At 64.7% G+C, this 17871-nt stretch carries 18 protein-coding genes; 16 read left to right on the top strand and 2 right to left on the bottom strand.

Going from position 1 to position 17871, the window contains the following annotated elements; translation table 11 throughout:
• The first annotated feature begins 141 nt into the window (after positions 1 to 141).
• The 5 genes from oscA (at position 142) to JZZ72_RS26305 (ending at position 4164) form a co-directional block, all read left to right on the top strand.
• Complete coding sequence (gene oscA, locus JZZ72_RS26325) at positions 142 to 324, top strand: sulfur starvation response protein OscA (RefSeq protein WP_007941032.1); 183 nt, start codon at positions 142 to 144, stop codon at positions 322 to 324.
• A gap of 46 nt (positions 325 to 370) precedes the next feature.
• A complete protein-coding gene (locus JZZ72_RS26320) occupies positions 371 to 1378 on the top strand; it encodes a sulfate ABC transporter substrate-binding protein (RefSeq protein WP_043861301.1) in 1008 nt (335 codons plus the stop codon).
• 87 nt (positions 1379 to 1465) lie between these two features.
• Entirely contained in the window at positions 1466 to 2284 is an 819-nt protein-coding gene (gene cysT, locus JZZ72_RS26315) for a sulfate ABC transporter permease subunit CysT (RefSeq protein ID WP_043859898.1), read from the top strand.
• A gap of 14 nt (positions 2285 to 2298) precedes the next feature.
• Positions 2299 to 3171, top strand: coding sequence for a sulfate ABC transporter permease subunit CysW (gene cysW, locus JZZ72_RS26310; protein ID WP_043859899.1), 873 nt, complete (start codon positions 2299 to 2301; stop codon positions 3169 to 3171).
• A gap of 3 nt (positions 3172 to 3174) precedes the next feature.
• Positions 3175 to 4164, top strand: a complete 990-nt coding sequence (locus JZZ72_RS26305; RefSeq protein WP_054915893.1) for a sulfate/molybdate ABC transporter ATP-binding protein — start codon at positions 3175 to 3177, stop codon at positions 4162 to 4164.
• A gap of 119 nt (positions 4165 to 4283) precedes the next feature.
• Here the strand turns inward: JZZ72_RS26305 and JZZ72_RS26300 are convergent, their stop codons facing one another.
• Positions 4284 to 5882 carry an alkaline phosphatase family protein gene (locus JZZ72_RS26300; protein WP_210015410.1) on the bottom strand — a complete coding sequence of 533 codons (1599 nt, stop codon included), beginning with the start codon at positions 5880 to 5882 and terminating at the stop codon, positions 4284 to 4286.
• Positions 5883 to 5982: 100 nt separating this feature from the next.
• On the bottom strand, positions 5983 to 6927 hold the full coding sequence (locus JZZ72_RS26295) for a LysR family transcriptional regulator (protein ID WP_210015409.1): 945 nt from the start codon (positions 6925 to 6927) through the stop codon (positions 5983 to 5985).
• 144 nt (positions 6928 to 7071) lie between these two features.
• Here JZZ72_RS26295 and JZZ72_RS26290 point away from each other — a divergent pair, with 144 nt between their 5' ends.
• From JZZ72_RS26290 to JZZ72_RS26240, 11 genes are all read left to right on the top strand, one after another.
• Positions 7072 to 9411, top strand: coding sequence for a TonB-dependent receptor (locus JZZ72_RS26290; protein WP_100632969.1), 2340 nt, complete (start codon positions 7072 to 7074; stop codon positions 9409 to 9411).
• Between the two features lie 252 nt (positions 9412 to 9663).
• On the top strand, positions 9664 to 10464 hold the full coding sequence (locus tag JZZ72_RS26285) for an energy transducer TonB (RefSeq protein ID WP_043859904.1): 801 nt from the start codon (positions 9664 to 9666) through the stop codon (positions 10462 to 10464).
• Positions 10465 to 10493: 29 nt separating this feature from the next.
• On the top strand, positions 10494 to 11216 hold the full coding sequence (locus tag JZZ72_RS26280) for a MotA/TolQ/ExbB proton channel family protein (RefSeq protein WP_043859905.1): 723 nt from the start codon (positions 10494 to 10496) through the stop codon (positions 11214 to 11216).
• Between the two features lies 1 nt (position 11217).
• Entirely contained in the window at positions 11218 to 11619 is a 402-nt protein-coding gene (locus JZZ72_RS26275; RefSeq protein ID WP_043859906.1) for an ExbD/TolR family protein, read from the top strand.
• 226 nt (positions 11620 to 11845) lie between these two features.
• Entirely contained in the window at positions 11846 to 12427 is a 582-nt protein-coding gene (locus tag JZZ72_RS26270) for an alpha/beta hydrolase (RefSeq protein ID WP_043859907.1), read from the top strand.
• 66 nt (positions 12428 to 12493) lie between these two features.
• Positions 12494 to 13438, top strand: coding sequence for a sigma 54-interacting transcriptional regulator (locus tag JZZ72_RS26265; protein WP_210015408.1), 945 nt, complete (start codon positions 12494 to 12496; stop codon positions 13436 to 13438).
• A gap of 162 nt (positions 13439 to 13600) precedes the next feature.
• Positions 13601 to 14386 (top strand): MetQ/NlpA family ABC transporter substrate-binding protein, encoded by a 786-nt coding sequence (locus tag JZZ72_RS26260; protein WP_043859910.1) that lies wholly within the window; start codon positions 13601 to 13603, stop codon positions 14384 to 14386.
• Positions 14387 to 14836: 450 nt separating this feature from the next.
• Positions 14837 to 15502 carry an amino acid ABC transporter permease gene (locus tag JZZ72_RS26255; protein WP_043859911.1) on the top strand — a complete coding sequence of 222 codons (666 nt, stop codon included), beginning with the start codon at positions 14837 to 14839 and terminating at the stop codon, positions 15500 to 15502.
• Positions 15483 to 16142 (top strand): amino acid ABC transporter permease, encoded by a 660-nt coding sequence (locus tag JZZ72_RS26250; RefSeq protein ID WP_210015407.1) that lies wholly within the window; start codon positions 15483 to 15485, stop codon positions 16140 to 16142. The genes JZZ72_RS26255 and JZZ72_RS26250 overlap by 20 nt, the downstream gene beginning before the upstream one ends.
• On the top strand, positions 16139 to 16912 hold the full coding sequence (locus JZZ72_RS26245; RefSeq protein WP_210015406.1) for an amino acid ABC transporter ATP-binding protein: 774 nt from the start codon (positions 16139 to 16141) through the stop codon (positions 16910 to 16912). The genes JZZ72_RS26250 and JZZ72_RS26245 overlap by 4 nt, the downstream gene beginning before the upstream one ends.
• Positions 16909 to 17787 carry a transporter substrate-binding domain-containing protein gene (locus tag JZZ72_RS26240; protein ID WP_054915897.1) on the top strand — a complete coding sequence of 293 codons (879 nt, stop codon included), beginning with the start codon at positions 16909 to 16911 and terminating at the stop codon, positions 17785 to 17787. The genes JZZ72_RS26245 and JZZ72_RS26240 overlap by 4 nt, the downstream gene beginning before the upstream one ends.
• Positions 17788 to 17871: the final 84 nt, after the last annotated feature.

The following is a 17871-nucleotide window of genomic DNA, read 5'->3' as shown; positions in this document are numbered from 1 at the left end:
TCTACACTTTTTAGTTATATAAAAATTCTTAAATAGTATTTTTAAGAATATTCCACCCTCTCTAAGATTGCCCTCAAGCCAGGCGCAGTCGTCCCCTTCAGATGCAGCTGCACGGCACCCCTTATTTCCAGGAGCACGAGCATGAGCGCATCTCTGCGTAGCGTTGACGGACAGGACGAAGCCACCATTCTGCGCGAGATCCAGAGCGCATTGCGCGACCTGCGTTTCGGCGCGGTGGAAATCACCGTGCACAACGCCCAGGTCGTGCAGATCGAACGCAAGGAAAAATTCCGCCTGCAGAATCCAGGCAACAAGCCCAGCTGATTCAGCCCTCTAATTAGAAAAAAATACGCCAATCGGGAGCTTCACCATGTCCATCCGCCGTTATGCCCTGGCCGCACTGGCCAGTGCCGTGTTTGCCGGTTCCGCCATCGCCAAGGACTACGAGCTGTTGAACGTGTCCTATGACCCCACCCGCGAGCTGTATCAGCAGTACAACGCCGAATTCATCAAGCACTGGCAACAGGCGCACCCGGACGACAAGGTCAAGATCCAGCAGTCCCACGGTGGCTCGGGCAAGCAGGGCCGTGCGGTGATCGACGGCCTGCGCGCCGACGTGGTGACCCTGGCCCTGGCCGGCGACATCGACGAAATCGCCAAGCTCGGCAAGACCCTGCCGGAGAACTGGCAGACCCGCCTGCCCGACGCCAGCACCCCGTACACCTCGACCATCGTGTTCCTTGTGCGCAAGGGCAACCCCAAGGGCATCAAGGACTGGGGCGACCTGATCAAGAAGGACGTGTCGGTGATCACGCCCAACCCGAAAACCTCCGGTGGCGCGCGCTGGAACTTCCTCGCCGCCTGGGCCTACGGCCTGAAGGCCGGCGGCAGCGAAGCCAAGGCCCAGGAATACGTGCAGGAGCTGTTCAAGCACGTGCCGGTACTGGACACCGGCGCCCGCGGCTCGACCATCACCTTCGTCAACAACGGTCAGGGCGACGTGCTGCTGGCCTGGGAAAACGAAGCCTTCCTGGCCCTTAAGGAAGACGGTGGCGCCGACAAGTTCGACATCGTCGTGCCGTCGCTGTCGATCCTGGCCGAGCCGCCGGTGGCGGTGGTGGACAAGAACGCCGAGAAAAAGGGCAATACCGCGATCGCCACCGAATACCTCAAGTACCTGTACAGCCCGGCCGGCCAGAAGATCGCCGCCGAGAACTTCTACCGCCCGCGTGACGAGAAGGTCGCTGCCGAATACGCCAAGCAGTTCCCTAAACTCGAACTGGTGACTATCGACAAAGACTTCGGTGGCTGGAAAACTGCGCAGCCCAAGTTCTTCAACGATGGTGGTGTGTTCGACCAGATCTACACGGCGCAGTGATGCGTGGCCGTTAGGATAATCGCCATTCAGTAGCCAGCATGGGCCCGGGATTCGTCTCGGGCTTCGTGCGTTAAACCAGGGACTTCTATGTCGCGTCGTATCTCCCCCGTCATACCCGGCTTCGGGCTGACGCTGGGCTACACCTTGGTGTACCTCAGCCTGATAGTGCTCATACCGCTGGCGGCCATGTTCATCCATGCCGCCCAGCTCACCTGGGACCAGTTCTGGACCATCGTCACCGCACCCCGGGTGCTGGCCGCGCTCAAGCTCAGCTTCAGCACCGCGTTCTATGCGGCGCTGATCAACGGCGTGATCGGCACGCTGCTGGCCTGGGTGCTGGTGCGCTACACCTTCCCAGGGCGCAAGGTCATCGATGCGATGATCGACCTGCCGTTCGCCCTGCCCACCGCCGTGGCCGGCATCGCCCTGACCGCGCTGTATGCGCCGTCCGGTCTGGTGGGCCAGTTCGCCACCGACCTGGGCTTCAAGATCGCCTACACGCCGCTGGGCATCACCCTGGCGCTGACCTTCGTGACTCTGCCGTTCGTGGTGCGCACGGTGCAGCCGGTGCTGGCCGACATCCCGCGCGAGGTCGAAGAGGCCGCCGCGTGCCTGGGGGCCAAGCCGCTGCAGGTGTTCCGCTACGTGCTGGCACCGGCGCTGCTGCCGGCCTGGCTGACCGGCTTCGCGCTGGCCTTCGCACGGGGTGTGGGCGAGTACGGTTCGGTGATCTTCATCGCCGGCAACATGCCGATGAAGACCGAGATCCTGCCGTTGCTGATCATGGTCAAGCTCGACCAGTACGACTACACCGGCGCCACCGCCATCGGCGTGATGATGCTGGTGGTTTCCTTCATCCTGCTGCTGCTGATCAACCTGTTGCAGCGGCGCATCGAAACCCCGTGAAGGAGGCCTGACCCATGTCTGCATCATCCGTTGGTGTGGCCGCTTCGGCCAACGCTGCCCGCCGTGGCAGCGCGATTTCACGGCGCGTGCTGATCGGCCTCGGCTGGCTGATCTTCGCGCTGTTTCTGCTGCTGCCGCTGTTCATCGTGGTGTCCCAGGGCCTGAAGATGGGCCTGGGCACCTTCTTCGAGGCGATCTTCGAGCCCGACGCGCTGTCGGCGCTCAAGCTCACCCTGATCGCGGTGGCCATCTCGGTGCCGCTGAACCTGGTGTTCGGGGTCAGCGCGGCGTGGTGCGTGAGCAAGTACAGCTTCCCCGGCAAGAGCATCCTGGTGACCCTGATCGACCTGCCGTTCTCGGTGTCGCCGGTGATCGCCGGTCTTGTCTACGTGCTGATGTTCGGTGCCCAGGGCTTCTTCGGCCCGTGGCTGCAGGACCATGACATCCAGATCGTGTTCGCCCTGCCCGGCATCGTGCTGGCGACCATCTTCGTCACCGTGCCGTTCGTGGCGCGCGAGCTGATCCCGCTGATGCAGGAGCAGGGCACCCAGGAAGAGGAGGCTGCACGCCTGCTCGGGGCCAACGGCTGGCAGATGTTCTGGCACGTCACCGTACCCAACATCAAATGGGGCCTGATCTATGGCGTGGTGCTGTGCACGGCGCGCGCGATGGGCGAGTTCGGTGCGGTGTCGGTGGTGTCCGGGCATATTCGCGGGGTGACCAACACCTTGCCGCTGCATGTCGAGATCCTCTACAACGAATACAACCATGTCGCGGCCTTCAGCGTGGCCAGCCTGCTGCTGATCCTGGCGCTCTTCATCCTGCTGCTCAAGCAGTGGAGCGAGTCCCGCATTAACCGCCTGCGCCACAGCGCCGCGGAGGAATAATTCATGTCGATCGAAGTTCGTAACGTCAGCAAGCGCTTCAACGCTTTCCAGGCCCTGGACAGCATCAACCTGGATATCCACAGCGGCGAGCTGGTAGCGCTGCTGGGCCCGTCCGGCTGCGGCAAGACCACCCTGCTGCGCATCATCGCCGGGCTCGAGACGCCGGACCAGGGCAGCATCGTGTTCCATGGCGAGGACGTGTCGGGGCACGACGTGCGTGATCGCAACGTCGGCTTCGTGTTCCAGCACTACGCGCTGTTTCGCCACATGAGCGTGTTCGACAACGTCGCCTTCGGCCTGCGCATGAAGCCCAAGGGCGAGCGCCCGAACGAGACGCGCATTGCCGAGAAGGTCCACGAGCTGCTGAACATGGTGCAGCTGGACTGGCTCAGCGACCGCTACCCCGAGCAACTGTCCGGTGGCCAGCGCCAGCGTATCGCCCTGGCGCGGGCGCTGGCGGTAGAGCCCAAGGTGCTGCTGCTGGACGAGCCGTTCGGTGCGCTGGACGCCAAGGTGCGCAAGGAGCTGCGTCGCTGGCTGGCGCGGTTGCACGAAGACATCAACCTGACCTCGGTGTTCGTGACCCACGACCAGGAAGAAGCCATGGAAGTGGCCGACCGTATCGTGGTGATGAACAAGGGCGTGATCGAGCAGATCGGCTCGCCGGGCGAGGTATACGAGAACCCGGCCAGCGACTTCGTCTACCACTTTCTGGGCGACTCCAACCGCCTGCACCTGAGCGAGGACCAGCACGTGCTGTTCCGTCCGCACGAAGTGTCGCTGTCGCGACAGGAGGTGGAAGGCCACCACGCAGCTGAAGTGCGTGACATACGCCCGTTGGGCGCGACCACGCGGGTGACGCTGAAGGTGGAAGGGCAGAGCGAGCTGATCGAGGCCGAGGTGGTCAAGGACCACGACAGCCTGACCGGGTTGGCCCGTGGCGAGACGTTGTTCTTCAAGCCGAAGGTGTGGCAGAAGGTCGGCAATATCTGAGGCCTTACGGGCCTCATCGCGGGTCAAGCCCGCTCCCACAGGGATATCACTGATCCAAGGGGCAGTGGAGTACCTGTGGGAGCGGGCTTGACCCGCGACGGGCCGCGAAGCGGCCCGCCTCACCACACCCCGATCTTCACCACGCTGTCCGCCTGCGGCTCCCCGTAGCGGAACCGCTCCCCCCGCCGCTCGATCTCCGCATGGCTGATCGTGGTGCGGCGTTTGAGCCCGCGCAGCCACTGCAACAGGTACCCCTGATGCACCTCGCGCACGCCGGCATGCGCCGGATCATCGCCCAGGTCGTGCCGCTCCTGCGGGTCTTCCTGCAGGTCGAACAGCTGCGCCCTGAAGCCGTCATACGCGATGTACTTGAAGCGCTCGCTGCGCACCATGGTCATGCGGCAACGGTCGATCGGCTGCCCCAGCCGCTCCCGCGCCGGGGTCTGGAATGCATAGTCGTACTCGGCAATCGCATATTCGCGCCATCCCTGCGCCGTGCCGTGCAGCAACGGTACCAGTGACCGCCCCTCCAGCCGATGCTCGGCCCCCGGCAATCCCAGTGCGTCCAGAAACGTCGGCAGCGCATCGATGGTCTCCACCAGCCGCGCATCCACCGTGCCGCGGGTGGCATCTGCCGCCCCACGCGGGTCGCGCACGATCAACGGCACACCCACCGCCTGCTCCAGCAGAAACTCCTTCTCCCCCAGCCCGTGGTCGCCCAGAAAATCACCGTGGTCGCTGGTGAACACGATCAGCGTGTCGTCCCAGCGCCCGGTGCGTCGAAGCACTTCGAACAGCCGTCCGAGCTGGTCGTCCACCTGCCTGATAAGCCCCATGTAGGTGGGGATCACCTTCAGGCGCACCTCCTCGCGGGAGAAGTTCACGCTCTCCTGATGCTGACGGAACGCGCCATACACCGGGTGATCGCTGCGCCCGCCCGGCACCGCCGGCAGCACCTGCGCCGCGCCATACAGCGCGTGGTACGGCGCCGGCTCGATGTACGGCCAGTGCGGCTTGATGTACGACAGGTGCAGGCACCACGGCTGCTCACCCTGTTCGGTGATGAAGTCGATGGCGCGGTCGGTGGTGTACACCGTCTCCGAATGCTGCTCGGGCAGGCGCGTGGGGCGGTCGGCGTGGCGCATGTGCCAGCCGCTGAGTACCTCGCCATCTTCGCCCTGCGCTGCATTGGCCCAGTCGTGCCAGGGGTTGTCGCCGCCATAGCCGTGTTCGCGCAGGTAATGGGTGTATGGGGCGCTCTCGCGCTTGTCGGCGAACTGCGGGTCGTCGGGGTAGATACCGTCATGGCGCACATAGGCTTCGAAACCCACTTCATCGAGCTGCCTGGCCATGTCGGCGTCGATGCCCAGCTGCTGCTGCGCCTGAAGGTTCGGCGTGGCGTGGGTCTTGCCCACCAGCGCGGTGCGGATGCCGGCCGGGCGCAGGTAGTCGCCCAGGGTCAGCTCCTCCAGCGGCAGCGGCACGCTGTTCCAGGCCACCTGGTGGCTGCTCACATAGCGCCCGGTGTATGCCGACATGCGCGACGGCCCGCAGATGGTGCCTTGGGTATAGGCGCGGCTGAAGCGCACCCCGGCAGCGGCCAGGCGGTCGATGTTGGGCGTGTGCAGGTGCGGGTGGCCGTAGCACGACAGGTAATCGCGACGCAGCTGGTCGCACATGATGTACAGCACGTTGCGCACGGGGGCAGGTTGGGTCATGGCGCTCACCGGTTGAAAGTCTGGTGGGTGATTTCGCCCTGCACGCCACGCGACCACAAGCGCATTTGCCGAATACCTTCGATGCGCCCGGCGCAACACCTCAGATGGCCAGGCGCTCCAGGTTGCACAGGTCCTGGTCGGCCTGATCGGTGGCGACGATCTGCGCGATCATTGCCTCGGCCAGCGGCGACAGGCGCTGGCGCGCACGGCTGACGATGCCGTAGCGGGTGTACAGCTCCTCGCAGTCGTCGTGCAGACCGTCGATGTTCAGGCGCACCAGTTGCTGGGCGGCGCTGTGCAGCGCATCGCTGTTGGCGCTGCAGATGCCGATCGCTTCGGAGTTCAGCACCACCCCCAGCAGGCTGTAGCCGTTCTCGCACTCGACGCTGGCGGTGAAGTCCGGGCGCCCGCTCAGGTCGCTGATCACCTTGCGCAGGTTGGGCGGGCGCAGGGTCACCGCCAGGGGGTAGGCCAGCAGTTGCTCGGCGCTGACGCTCGGCAGTTGCGCCAGCGGGTGCGCGGCGCGGCAGCAGAAGTGCCAGCGGCGCGGGCGCAGGCGCACGGTGTGGTAGGCCGGGTCGGCCTCGAAGCGGCGGGTGTCGGCCACGAAGAACTCGAACTCCTCGGCCAGCAGGCGCTTGTCCAGGTTCTGCCAGTCATCCACCTGAAAACGCACCCGTGCCCTGGGGTAGCGCCCGATGAACGTGCCGATGGCACGCGGCACCAGCCCGGCGGCCGGCGCCGGGCCGCAGCCAAAGCGCAGCTCGCCGGCCTCCAGGCCGTTGAACTGGCTGATCTCGTTGCTCAACTGATGCGCGCCGCTGACCAGCCGGCGCGCATGTTCGAGCACCACCAGGCCCTGCTTGGTCGGCGCCAGCTCCTTGCTCGACCGGTCCACCAGCAGGCACCCGGCGCTGTGTTCCAGGGCCTGGATGCTACGGCTGAAGGCCGATTGCGAAAGGCTCACCGCGTTCGCCGCCGCCACGAAGCTGCGGTGCTCGGCGAGCGCGATCAGGTGGCGAAGCTGGCGTAGGTCGATATGCATTTTTCACATGAAAAGTATCGGGCAAATGCATTTGCTCTGCCTCGGCTGCACTCCTTATAAAGGCAATCTCTTATGCAGTAAACATATGTGAAATCATAAATAAATAACTTTAAGGAATATCAATTCCTTGCCCAGGAGCCGCCCATGTGCCCGTCTTCCCCCGCCGCACCCTTGTCTTCCCGACGGCTCAAGCGCCTGCCGCTGGCCTTGCTGCTGGCCGGCAGCGCGCATTGGCTGCCGGCCCAGGCGGCCACCGACGCGACGCCCGAGGTCAAGCCCGACAGCCAGCTCAAGGCCGTCACCGTGACTGCGCGCCGACGTGAAGAGAGCGCCCAGGACGTGCCCACGCCGATGAGCGTGCTCGACGGCCAGGCCCTGGAAAGCCAGCGCGTGTACCGCATCCAGGACCTTCAGCAGTTGGTGCCCAGCGTCAACGTGGCCTACATGCATGCGCGCCAGTCCAGCGTGTCGATCCGCGGCCTGGGCAACAACCCCGCCAGCGACGGCCTGGAAGGCAGCGTGGGGCTGTACCTGGACAACGTCTACCTCGGCCGCCCCGGCATGGCGGTGTTCGACCTCATGGACATCGAGCAGCTCGAAGTGCTGCGCGGCCCCCAGGGCACCCTGTTCGGCAAGAACACCACTGCGGGGGTCATCAACATCAGCACCCGTGCGCCCAGCTTCACCCCCGAGCGCAGCATCGAGGCCTCGGTGGGCGAGGACGGCTACTTCCAGACCAAGGGCACGCTTTCCGGCCCGCTCACCGAGACCCTGGCCGGCCGCTTCTCGGCCTACCGCACGCGCAGCGACGGCGACATCAGCAACGAGCACGACGGCCACACCCTCAACGGTGGTGCGCGCCAGGGCTTTCGCGGGCAACTGCTGTACAAGCCCAGCGAGCAGTTCAACCTGCGCTGGATCGGCGACTACAACGAGGAAGACTCCAGCGCCGGCACCCGCGTGCTGTACAGCACCGGGCCGACCATCAACGGCGTCAACCGCTATGAAAACCGTGCGGCGGCGGCCGGCGCCACGCTGGTCGACGGCCGCCACCGCAAGGTCAACCTGGACGACGACCAGAAGGTAACGGTGTTCCAGGGCGGCACCTCGCTGGAGGCCAACTGGACCCTGGACAACGACTTCACCCTGACCTCCATCAGCAGCTACCGCTGGTGGGACTTCACCCCGCGCAACGACGACGGCCTGGATGTGCCGGCAACCTACAACGCCGGGGTGTCGGTGCAAGACAAGCAGTACTCCCAGGAATTTCGCCTGGCCTCGCCCACGGGCGGCTTCTTCGACTACGTACTGGGCGCGTACTACTTCGGCTCCAACCTGGACAACAAGTCCTTCGCCTTCTACGGCCCCCAGGCCGACGTGTGGAACGGCACGCCGACCGGTGCGCTGGCCAACGTCAGCTCGGTGGGCAAGGGGCACATCAAGACCGACAGCTTCGCCCTGTTCGGCCAGGGCACCTGGCACCTCACCCCGCGCCTGGACTTCACCGCCGGGATACGCGGCACCTACGAAGAGAAAAGCGCCTGGGTCAACCGCAGCGCCCCGGTGGGCGGCGCTGCGGTCAGCGGGGCGGCGGCAGCGGTACGCCAGGGACGGGCCGGTGCGTATGACTCGGGCGACCTCAACCAGTACAGCACCAGCCCCTCGGGCCTGCTCAACCTCAGTTACCGCTTCACCGACGACCTGCTGGGCTACGCCACGCTGTCCCACGGCGAGAAGTCCGGCGGGGTCAACCTGGCGGTGGGCACCGCACCGGTGGCTGGCGCCGACTCGTTGCTGATCGGCACCGAGCGCGCCAACAACGCCGAACTGGGCTTCAAGAGCACCCTGTGGGACCGCCGCCTGCAACTGAACGCCAACCTGTTCTGGACCCAGGTCAACGGCTACCAGACCAACGCCTACGACGACGCCAACCGCGTGCAGTACCTGACCAACGCAGGCTCGGTGCGCTCACGCGGGGTCGAGTTCGACAGCACCCTGGTGCCGCTGCGCGGCCTTACGCTGAACCTCAACGGCTCGTTCAACGACGTGCGCTACCTCGCCTACAAGGACGCCCCGTGCGCGCCGGAGGTGGCTCTGCAACCGGGTGCCCCGGCCGCCTGCGACCTCAGCGGGCATCAGGTGGTCGGCGCCTCCAAATGGATCGCCAACGCCAACGGGCAGTACCAGTGGGACCTGGACAACGGCCTGCAGCCCTATGTCACCGCCAGCTATGCGTTCCGTTCCAGGGCGGTGGGCACGGTCGAGGACTCGGACTTCGCGCAGATCCCCAGCTACGCCGTGGTCAACCTCAGTACCGGCCTGCGCGGCGATGCCGAGGGCGGGCAGTGGGACGTGTCGCTATGGCTGAAGAACGCCTTCGACAAGACCTACTACACCACCCTGTGGAGCGCCGCCAACGGCGGCTACGAAGGGCTGCTCGGCACCCCGCGGACCCTGGGCGTGACCGGTCGCTATGACTTCTGAGGGGTTTTTCGATGCCTTTGGCGAATATTTTCGATGCCGCAAAGGCATTGCCAGATCAGCAATGCCCTCCAGCCCTTGATTGGCGCGGGCTAGAGCGGTTCAGCGGTTTTGTATATGCGATCAGGTTCTATCCATAACTTTAAAGATTACTTTAAGAGATAAGCAGCACGCGTCGATCATCCACCTCAGCGAAGGCCGGCCAGACCGGGCGGCCTTCGATGCACATGCACCGAACCTCCCAGGAGTTGATCAATGGGTAATGTCCAGACCGCCGCCAGTGCTCTCGATGTGCTTTGGCGCCAGGCGCCGGGCGGCGAGCTGGTCGACCTCGGTCGGCCGCACCGGTTGCCGCTGGCGCAACAGCGCTTGCAGCGCACCCCGCGTAGTGCCTTGAAGGGCCGCGAGAAGGTGCTGCTCGGGGTTTTCGCGCTGGTGCTGCATGGTGCCGTGGCCTACTGGGTCAGCCAGGCACCGGCCCCGGTGTTGCCGGTGGTTCCACCGGAAATCCCGCCGATGACCATCGAGTTTTCCCAGCCGGCGCCACCGGTTGTCGAGCCGCCGCCCCCGGCGCCGGCCGAGCCTGTGGTGGAGCCGCCACCGCCGGTGGTCGACGAGTTGGCCGTCAAGCCGCCGCCACCGCCCAAGCCGGTACCCAAGCCCAAGCCAAAGCCGGTGCCCAAGCCCGAGCCCAAGCCTGCGCCCAAACCGGTCGAGCCGCCGCCGGCACCGCCACAACCTGCCGCCCCGCCTGCGCCACCTGCCCCGGCGCCGGTGACCCCGGCTTCGGCCAGCGCGGCGTACCTGAAGAACCCGGCGCCGGAATACCCGTCGCTGGCCCAGCGTCGCGGCTGGGAAGGCACCGTGCTGCTGCGGGTGCATGTGTTGCCCAGCGGCAAGCCTGGCGAGATCCAGTTGCAGAAGAGCAGTGGTCGCCAGCAGCTCGACGATGCCGCGCTGGCGGCGGTAAAGCGCTGGAGCTTCGTGCCGGCCAAGCAGGGCGACGTGGCCCAGGCGGGCTGGGTCAGCGTGCCGATCGATTTCAAGATTCGCTAAAAATTTCGCGCTAACAGAGAGAAACCATCATGAGTGTATTGGCATCCCCCCTTGAATCCATCGAAAGCGCGGTGATCTGGCTGCTGGTGGTGTTTTCCGTCGCGACCTGGGGCCTGGCCCTGGTCAAGGGCTTGCAGTTCGCCCGCCTTAAGAACCAGGACAAGCGCTTCCACAAGCAGTTCTGGGCAGCCTCAAGCCTTGATTCGGCCGCCGAACTCACCCAGACCCAGCCCGGCGCCGCCGCCCGCGTGGCCCAGGCCGGCTACGCCGCCATCGCGGTGGGCGAGCCCGGCCAGGCCAATGACCTGAGCCAGGCGATCAATCACCAGGACCGCCTCGAACGCGCCCTGCGCCAGCAGATCGTGCGTGAGCGCCGCTCGCTGGAAACCGGCCTGGCGGTGGTGGCCAGTATCGGCAGCACGTCGCCGTTCATCGGCCTGTTCGGTACCGTGTGGGGCATCATGGAAGCGCTCAAGGGCATCAGTGCGGCGGGCTCGGCGAGCCTGGAAACCGTGGCCGGGCCGATTGGTGCGGCGCTGGTGGCCACGGGTGTGGGGATCGCGGTCGCGGTGCCGGCGGTGCTGGTTTACAACTACTTCCTGCGTCGCCTGAAACTCACGGCGGCCGACCTCGACGACTTTGCCCACGACTTCTACAGCCTGGCGCAGAAGAGTGCCTTCCGCGTGCTGGTGCACCCTGCGCTTCACAAAGCTGCAACAGTGAGCGGCCAACCTGTGAAAGAGGCGTCCTGACATGGCCTTTTCTACCCAGGACAGTGACGAGGTACTCAGCGAGATCAACGTGACGCCGCTGGTGGACGTGATGCTGGTGCTGCTGGTGGTGTTCATCGTGACCGCGCCGTTGTTGACCAACGCGATCCCGATCAGCCTGCCCAAGACCGAGGCCGTGGCCCCGGTGGAGCAGAAGGACCCGCTGGTGGTGAGCATCGATGGGGGCGGCAAGTTGTTCATCAACAAGGACGAGATCCAGCCGGACTTGCTGGAGACCAGCTTGCAGGCGGCCAAGGCCAAGGACCCGGAGGTACGCGTGCAACTGCAGGCGGACGACGGTGTGAATTATGGGGAAGTGGCGCGCGCCATGGCCTCGATCGAGCGGGCAGGGATCACCAAGCTTTCGGTGATCACCGCGCGTTGAACACGATGCAACGGTAAGGGCAACGCATTCGGGGGCCGTATCCTGGCAGGGGACGGCCCCTTTTTTTATGCCCGTTCCGAGGGCGCCGATGCCAGCGCCCACAGGGTTGCACACAGCATTCGGAAAGAAGTTTTGGTTATTAATAAATAGCTTCTTATTCCTTTACGAATATAACCCCCGCCCTATACTTGCCCTCATGCAATGCAAACCCAGCAGGAGGCATCTCATGCGCAATGAGTCGATTCGTTACCTGATTGTGCCGGGCTGGCAAGGATCGCCAGACGATCACTGGCAAACCCACTGGCAGAACAGCCTGCCCAACAGTGCCCGCGTCGAACAGGCCGACTGGATCACCCCGCGTCGTGAAGACTGGGTTGCCGCGCTCGAACATGCCATCGCCGCCGACACCTCGCCGGTGATCCTGATCGCCCACAGCCTGGGCTGCATCACCGTCGCGCATTGGGCCGCCCACGCCAGCGAAACCCTGCTGCAGCAGGTACGTGGCGCACTGCTGGTGGCCCCGGCCGACGTCGAACGCCCGGCCTGTGCACCGGCCCTGCGCAACTTCGCGCCGATTCCGCAGAACCTGCTGCCGTTTCCCAGCCAGGTGGTCACCTCCGACAACGATCCGGCGGTCAGCGCGCCACGGGCGATGCAACTGGCTCGCGCCTGGGGCGCAGAAGCCGGTGTGCTCGGCGGCGCCGGGCATATCAACGTCAAATCTGGACACCGGCGCTGGGAGCAGGGCTTTGCCTACCTCTATCGCCTGCAGAGCCGCCTGGAACAGCACGCACTGCGTCGCGCCTGACCCCGGGCGCTACCCTCTTTTTCATCAAGACGTCCGCGCCGTGAGTCGCTCGGGCGGGAGTTTGCCATGAGCCTTCACGACACCTACGGCCAGCCACTGCTGACCTTCCCCGAGAGCGACAAGAGCCCGTTGAGCATCCGCGCCAAGGCGCTGGTGTTCGTCGACCCGCGCTCGCGCCAGCTGCGCGAAGAGCTGGAGCTGCTGGCGCCGCTGGCCTTGCCCGTGCTGATCCGCGGCGAAAGCGGCACCGGCAAGGAGCTGCTGGCCCGGCAGATCCACCGCGCCAGCGACCGCGGCGGGCTGTTCGTCTCGGTCAACTGCGGCGCCATCAGCCCCACCTACGCCGACGCCGAACTGTTCGGCTACAGCGCCGGCGCCCACAGTGGTACCGCCAGCAGCCGCGCCGGCTGGTTCGGCTCGGCCAACGGCGGCACGCTGTACCTGGATGAAATCGCCGACCTGCCGCTGCCGATCCAGGTCAAGCTGCTGGCTGCCCTGGAAAACCGCGAAGTCACCCGCGTTGGCGCCCAGCAACCCAACCCGGTGGACGTGCGCCTGGTGGCCGCCTCCAGCATCGACCTGGCCCAGGCGGTGGCCGCCGGCAAGTTCCACGACCGTCTCTACCACTACCTGCACGAAGGCCGCCTCGAGCTGCCCGCGTTGCGCGAGCGGGTGGGCGATATCCTGCCGCTGGCCGAGTACTTCGTGGGCATCTACAGCCCGCGCCTGAACCTGGCCGTGCCGCCGCTGCTCAGCGAGGCCGCGCAGCGGGTGCTGGAACTGCACAGCTGGCCGGGCAACACCCGCGAGCTGGAAAACGTCATTCACTTCGCCCTGCTGGTCAGCAGCGGGGAGGAAATACTGCCCGAGCATCTGAACCTGCCCACTCCGCTGCAGGCGCTGGCCACGCAGCTCGACCAGCTCTGCCGCCTGGGCCAGCCGGGTGAGCGCAGTGCGTTGCAGGCCTTGCTGGAGCAGGTGTCGTTGCGTCTGGCGCAATCGGCCGCCTGAGGTCATGCGGGGCGCGCAACAAAGAATGGAATAAGCAGCTAAGCAAAAGATATTGTTAAGGAATAAAAAATCTCGGTATTGTCGCCTCCACGCCAGCTAGCACAATACTGGCACCCTCTCTTCCGCCGTCGACGATGGCTGTGATTCGAATAAGGACTGCGCATGAAAAAGGCTTTGTTGTTGACTGCATTGGCAGCCGCTCTGTCGGTTGCAGGTTTCGCCCACGCCGGCCAGAAGCTGGTGGTTGCCGCCACCCCGGTGCCCCACGCCGAGATCCTCGAGCTGATCAAGCCAACCCTGGCCAAGGAAGGCGTGGACCTGGAAATCAAGGTGTTCACCGACTACGTGCAGCCCAACGTGCAGGTCGATCAGAAGCGTCTGGACGCCAACTACTTCCAGACCCTGCCCTACCTCAAGAGCTTCAACGAAGGTAAAGGCACCCACCTGGAAACCGTGATCGGCGTACACGTTGAACCGTTCGGTGGCTACTCGAAGAAGGTCAAGAGCCTGGCCGAGCTCAAGGACGGCGCCACCATCGCCATCCCCAACGAAGGCTCCAACAGTGGCCGTGCGCTGATCCTGCTGCAGAAGGCCGGGCTGATCGAACTCAAAGATCCGAAAAACGCCCTGGCCACGCCCAAGGACATCGCCAAGAACCCGCACAACTTCAAGTTCAAGGAGCTTGAGTCGGCCCTGCTGCCACGCGTGCTGGACCAGGTCGACCTGGACATGATCAACACCAACTATGCGCTGGAAGCCGGCCTGAACCCGGCCAAGGATGCCCTGGTGATCGAGGGTTCCGACTCGCCTTACGTGAACTTCCTGGTGGCGCGCCCCGACAACAAGGACAGCGACGCCATCCAGAAGCTGGCCAAGGCCCTGACCAGCCCTGAAGTGAAAGCCTTCATCGAGCAGAAATACAAAGGCGCGGTACTGCCGGCGTTCTGATTCGCCCGCTGTAGACCGCACGATGCAAAACGCCGACTCCGGTTACCGGGTCGGCGTTTTTTTTGAATGGGGTTTCAGCGTGGTGTGTTGACCGCGCGGCGCAGGGCCGTCAGCCATTTGATCAGTTCGCTGGGGTCGAGGGTCGGCTGGTCGCTGTTCATGGTGTTGTTTTCCTTGTGGGTTGAACGGCCCACGGGGCCGCGCACGACAGCTGTTTGATGGCGCGCGCGCGGGAAAGATCCCGCCTGCCACGAGGAAATTTGCGGTTAGTTTTTTGCGTGATATCAATATGCAATAAAGATATTTAAATAAATATTTTTATAGCTTTAGAGTATTACCAAAGTGCTTACCGGCACGCCCAACCCTAGCCGCCACCGCCCGTCTACCCTCGGGCCGGTTCGAGACCACCCCCATGCAGCGCACCCTGTTTCGGACGCCGAGGCCACGCCGATGAGCTTCGACGTCGCATTCATCCTCAGCACATTGCCCGCGTTTCTCAAGGCCGTCGGGGTCACCCTGCAGGTCGGCCTGATCGCCATCGCCACCTCGCTGGTGGTGGCCGTGATCAACACCGCGATCCTGGTCTACCGCACGCCCTACCTGCAGCGTGCCGTGGGCCTGTACGTGGAGCTGGCACGCAACACGCCGCTGCTGATCCAGCTGTTTTTCGTGTACTTCGCGCTGCCCAGCCTGGGCCTGAAGATTTCCGGCTTCGCCGCCGCGATCATCACCATGACGTTTCTCGGCGGGGCCTACCTGACCGAGGTGCTGCGCGCCGGTGTCGAGGCGGTGCCCGCCGCACAGCTGGAGTCCGGGCGCTCCATCGGGTTGTCCGAAGGCCAGCTGCTGCGCCACGTGATCCTGCCCCAGGCCGGCATCCTCAGCCTGCCGGCGCTGTTCGCCAACTTCATCTTCCTGCTCAAGGAAACCACCGTGGTGTCGGCGGTGGCGGTGCCCGAGATTCTCTACACCACCAAGAGCTACATCGCCCTTTACTACAAGACCTACGAAATGCTCGCGGTGCTGACGCTGATCTGCGTGCTGCTGTTCTTGCCGTTGTCGCTGCTGCTGAGCCGCCTGGAAAGGAGGTTGCAACATGGCCAGTTCGGGTCTTGAACTGCTGCTGGTGTCGCTGCCGCAATTGGCCCAGGGCGCCGCGCAAACCCTGTCGATCTCGGCCCTGGGCATCGCCTTCAGCACCCTGGGCGGGGTGCTCTACGGCGTGCTCGCCACCCTCGGCAAGCGCAGCGTGAACCTGGTGCTGCGGGTGTACCTGGAGCTGTTTCGGGCGATACCGGTACTGGTGTGGCTGTACCTGCTGTTCTTCGGCCTGCCGATCTTCTTTGCCGTGAGCATTCCCAGCTTCTGGTGCGCGGTGCTGGTGCTGTCGCTGTGGGGTGCCAGCGAGGTGGGCGAGGTGGTGCGCGGTGCACTGCATTCGCTGCCGCGCGGGCAACGCGAGGCGGGGCTGTCGATCGGCCTGGATGGCTGGCAGCTGTATGGCCACGTGCTGCTGCCCCAGGCACTCAAGCGCATGACCCCGCCGACCATCAACATCTACACGCGCATCATCAAGACCAGTTCGCTGGCAGTGCTGATCGGCGTGGTGGACGTGATCAAGGTGGGCCAGCAGATCATCGAGCGCACCTATGAGTCGGTGCTGATCTACGGCGCGCTGTTCCTGTTCTTCTTTTTCATCTGCTACCCGCTGTCGGCCGCCTCGCGGGCGCTGGAGCGGCGCTGGACACACGCATGAGCGCATTGATCGAGTTCAAGGGTTTCAACAAGTTCTTCGGTGAGCACCAGGTGCTCAAGGACATCGACCTGCAGGTGCGCAGCGGCGAAGTGGTGGTGATCCTGGGCCCCAGCGGCTGCGGCAAGAGCACCCTGCTGCGCTGCCTCAATGGCCTGGAAGTGGCCCACGGCGGCAGCCTGACACTGGCCGGTAAAGAGCTGCTGAGCAAGGCCACCGACTGGCGCCAGGTGCGCCAGCAGGTGGGCATGGTGTTCCAGAGCTACCACCTGTTCGGCCACATGAGCGTGATGGAAAACCTGCTGCTCGGGCCGCTCAAGGTGCAGAAGCGCGAACGCTTCGAGGCCCAGGCCCAGGCCGAAGCACTGCTGGCGCGGGTGGGCCTGCTGGACAAGCGCGACGCCTATCCGCGCCAGCTTTCCGGTGGCCAGCAGCAGCGTATCGCCATTGTGCGTTCGCTGTGTATGAACCCGCAGGTGATGCTGTTCGACGAGGTGACCGCCGCCCTCGACCCGGAGATGGTCAAGGAAGTGCTGCAGGTGATCCAGGGCCTGGCCCGCGACGGCATGACCCTGTTGATCGTGACCCATGAAATGGCCTTCGCTCGCGCGGTGGCCGACCGCATCGTGTTCATGGAGGCCGGCAGGATCCTTGAACAGAGCGCCCCCGAGAGCTTCTTTACGAACCCGCAGACCGCACGCGCGCAGCAGTTCCTGGAGAAATTCTCCTTTGTCGAAAGCCTGCCCAAGACACCACACAAGGAACTGTCATGAAGACTGCCCACGCTTCAAAACTGCTGCTGTCGCTGTTCACCCTGGCCGTACTGGCCGGGTGCAACAAATCCGAAGCGCCGAGCAAGCCTGCCGCCAATGCCGCAGCGCCGGCCACCAGCTACCTGGAAACCATCAAGGCCCGCGACAAACTGATCGTCGGCGTGTTCACCGACAAGCCGCCATTCGGCTATGTGGATGAAAGCGGGCGCTATGTGGGTTTTGACACCGACATCGGTCGCGAGCTGGCCAAGTCGCTGCTGGGCGACGAGAACAAGGTCGAGTTCGTGGCCGTGGAGCCGGCCAGCCGCATTCCCTTCCTGCAGAGCGACAAGGTCGACCTGATTCTGGCCAACATGACCGTGACCCCGGAGCGCAAGGAAGCGGTGGAGTTCACCAACCCCAACCTGCGCGTGGCGGTACAGGCGCTGGTGCCCGAGGGCAGCGAGGTGAAGAAGCTCGACGACCTGGCGGCCAAGACCACCATCGTCACCACCGGCACCACGGCGGACATCTGGCTGACCAAGAACCACCCGGACTGGAAACTGCTCAAGTTCGAGAAGAACTCCGAGTCGTTGCAGGCGTTGGCCAATGGCCGTGGCGATGCGTATGCGCAGGACAACCTGATCCTGTTCAGCTGGTCCAAGCAGAACCCGGGCTACCGTGTGCTGGACGAGAAGCTGGGCGAGGAAGCGCCGATTGCGCCGGCGGTGAAGAAGGGCAACATCGAGCTGCGTGACTGGGTCAACAGCGAGCTGGCGCGCCTGGGCGAGCAGAAGTACCTGCTCAAGCTGTATGACCAGTACGTGCGCAAGGAGCTTAGCGACGACACCAAGCCGGAGAGCGTGATCGTCGAGGGCGGCAAATGGCAGGGCTGAGGCCCTGACACCGCGTCGCTCTTATCGCGGGTCAAGCCCGCTCCCACAAGGACCGTCGCTGTCTGTGTGGGAGCGGGCTTGACC

The sequence above is a fragment of the Pseudomonas palmensis genome (assembly GCF_017848315.1).
GTDB classification, from domain to species: Bacteria; Pseudomonadota; Gammaproteobacteria; order Pseudomonadales; family Pseudomonadaceae; genus Aquipseudomonas; species Aquipseudomonas palmensis.
This window is presented reverse-complemented; position numbering and strand designations above follow the sequence as displayed.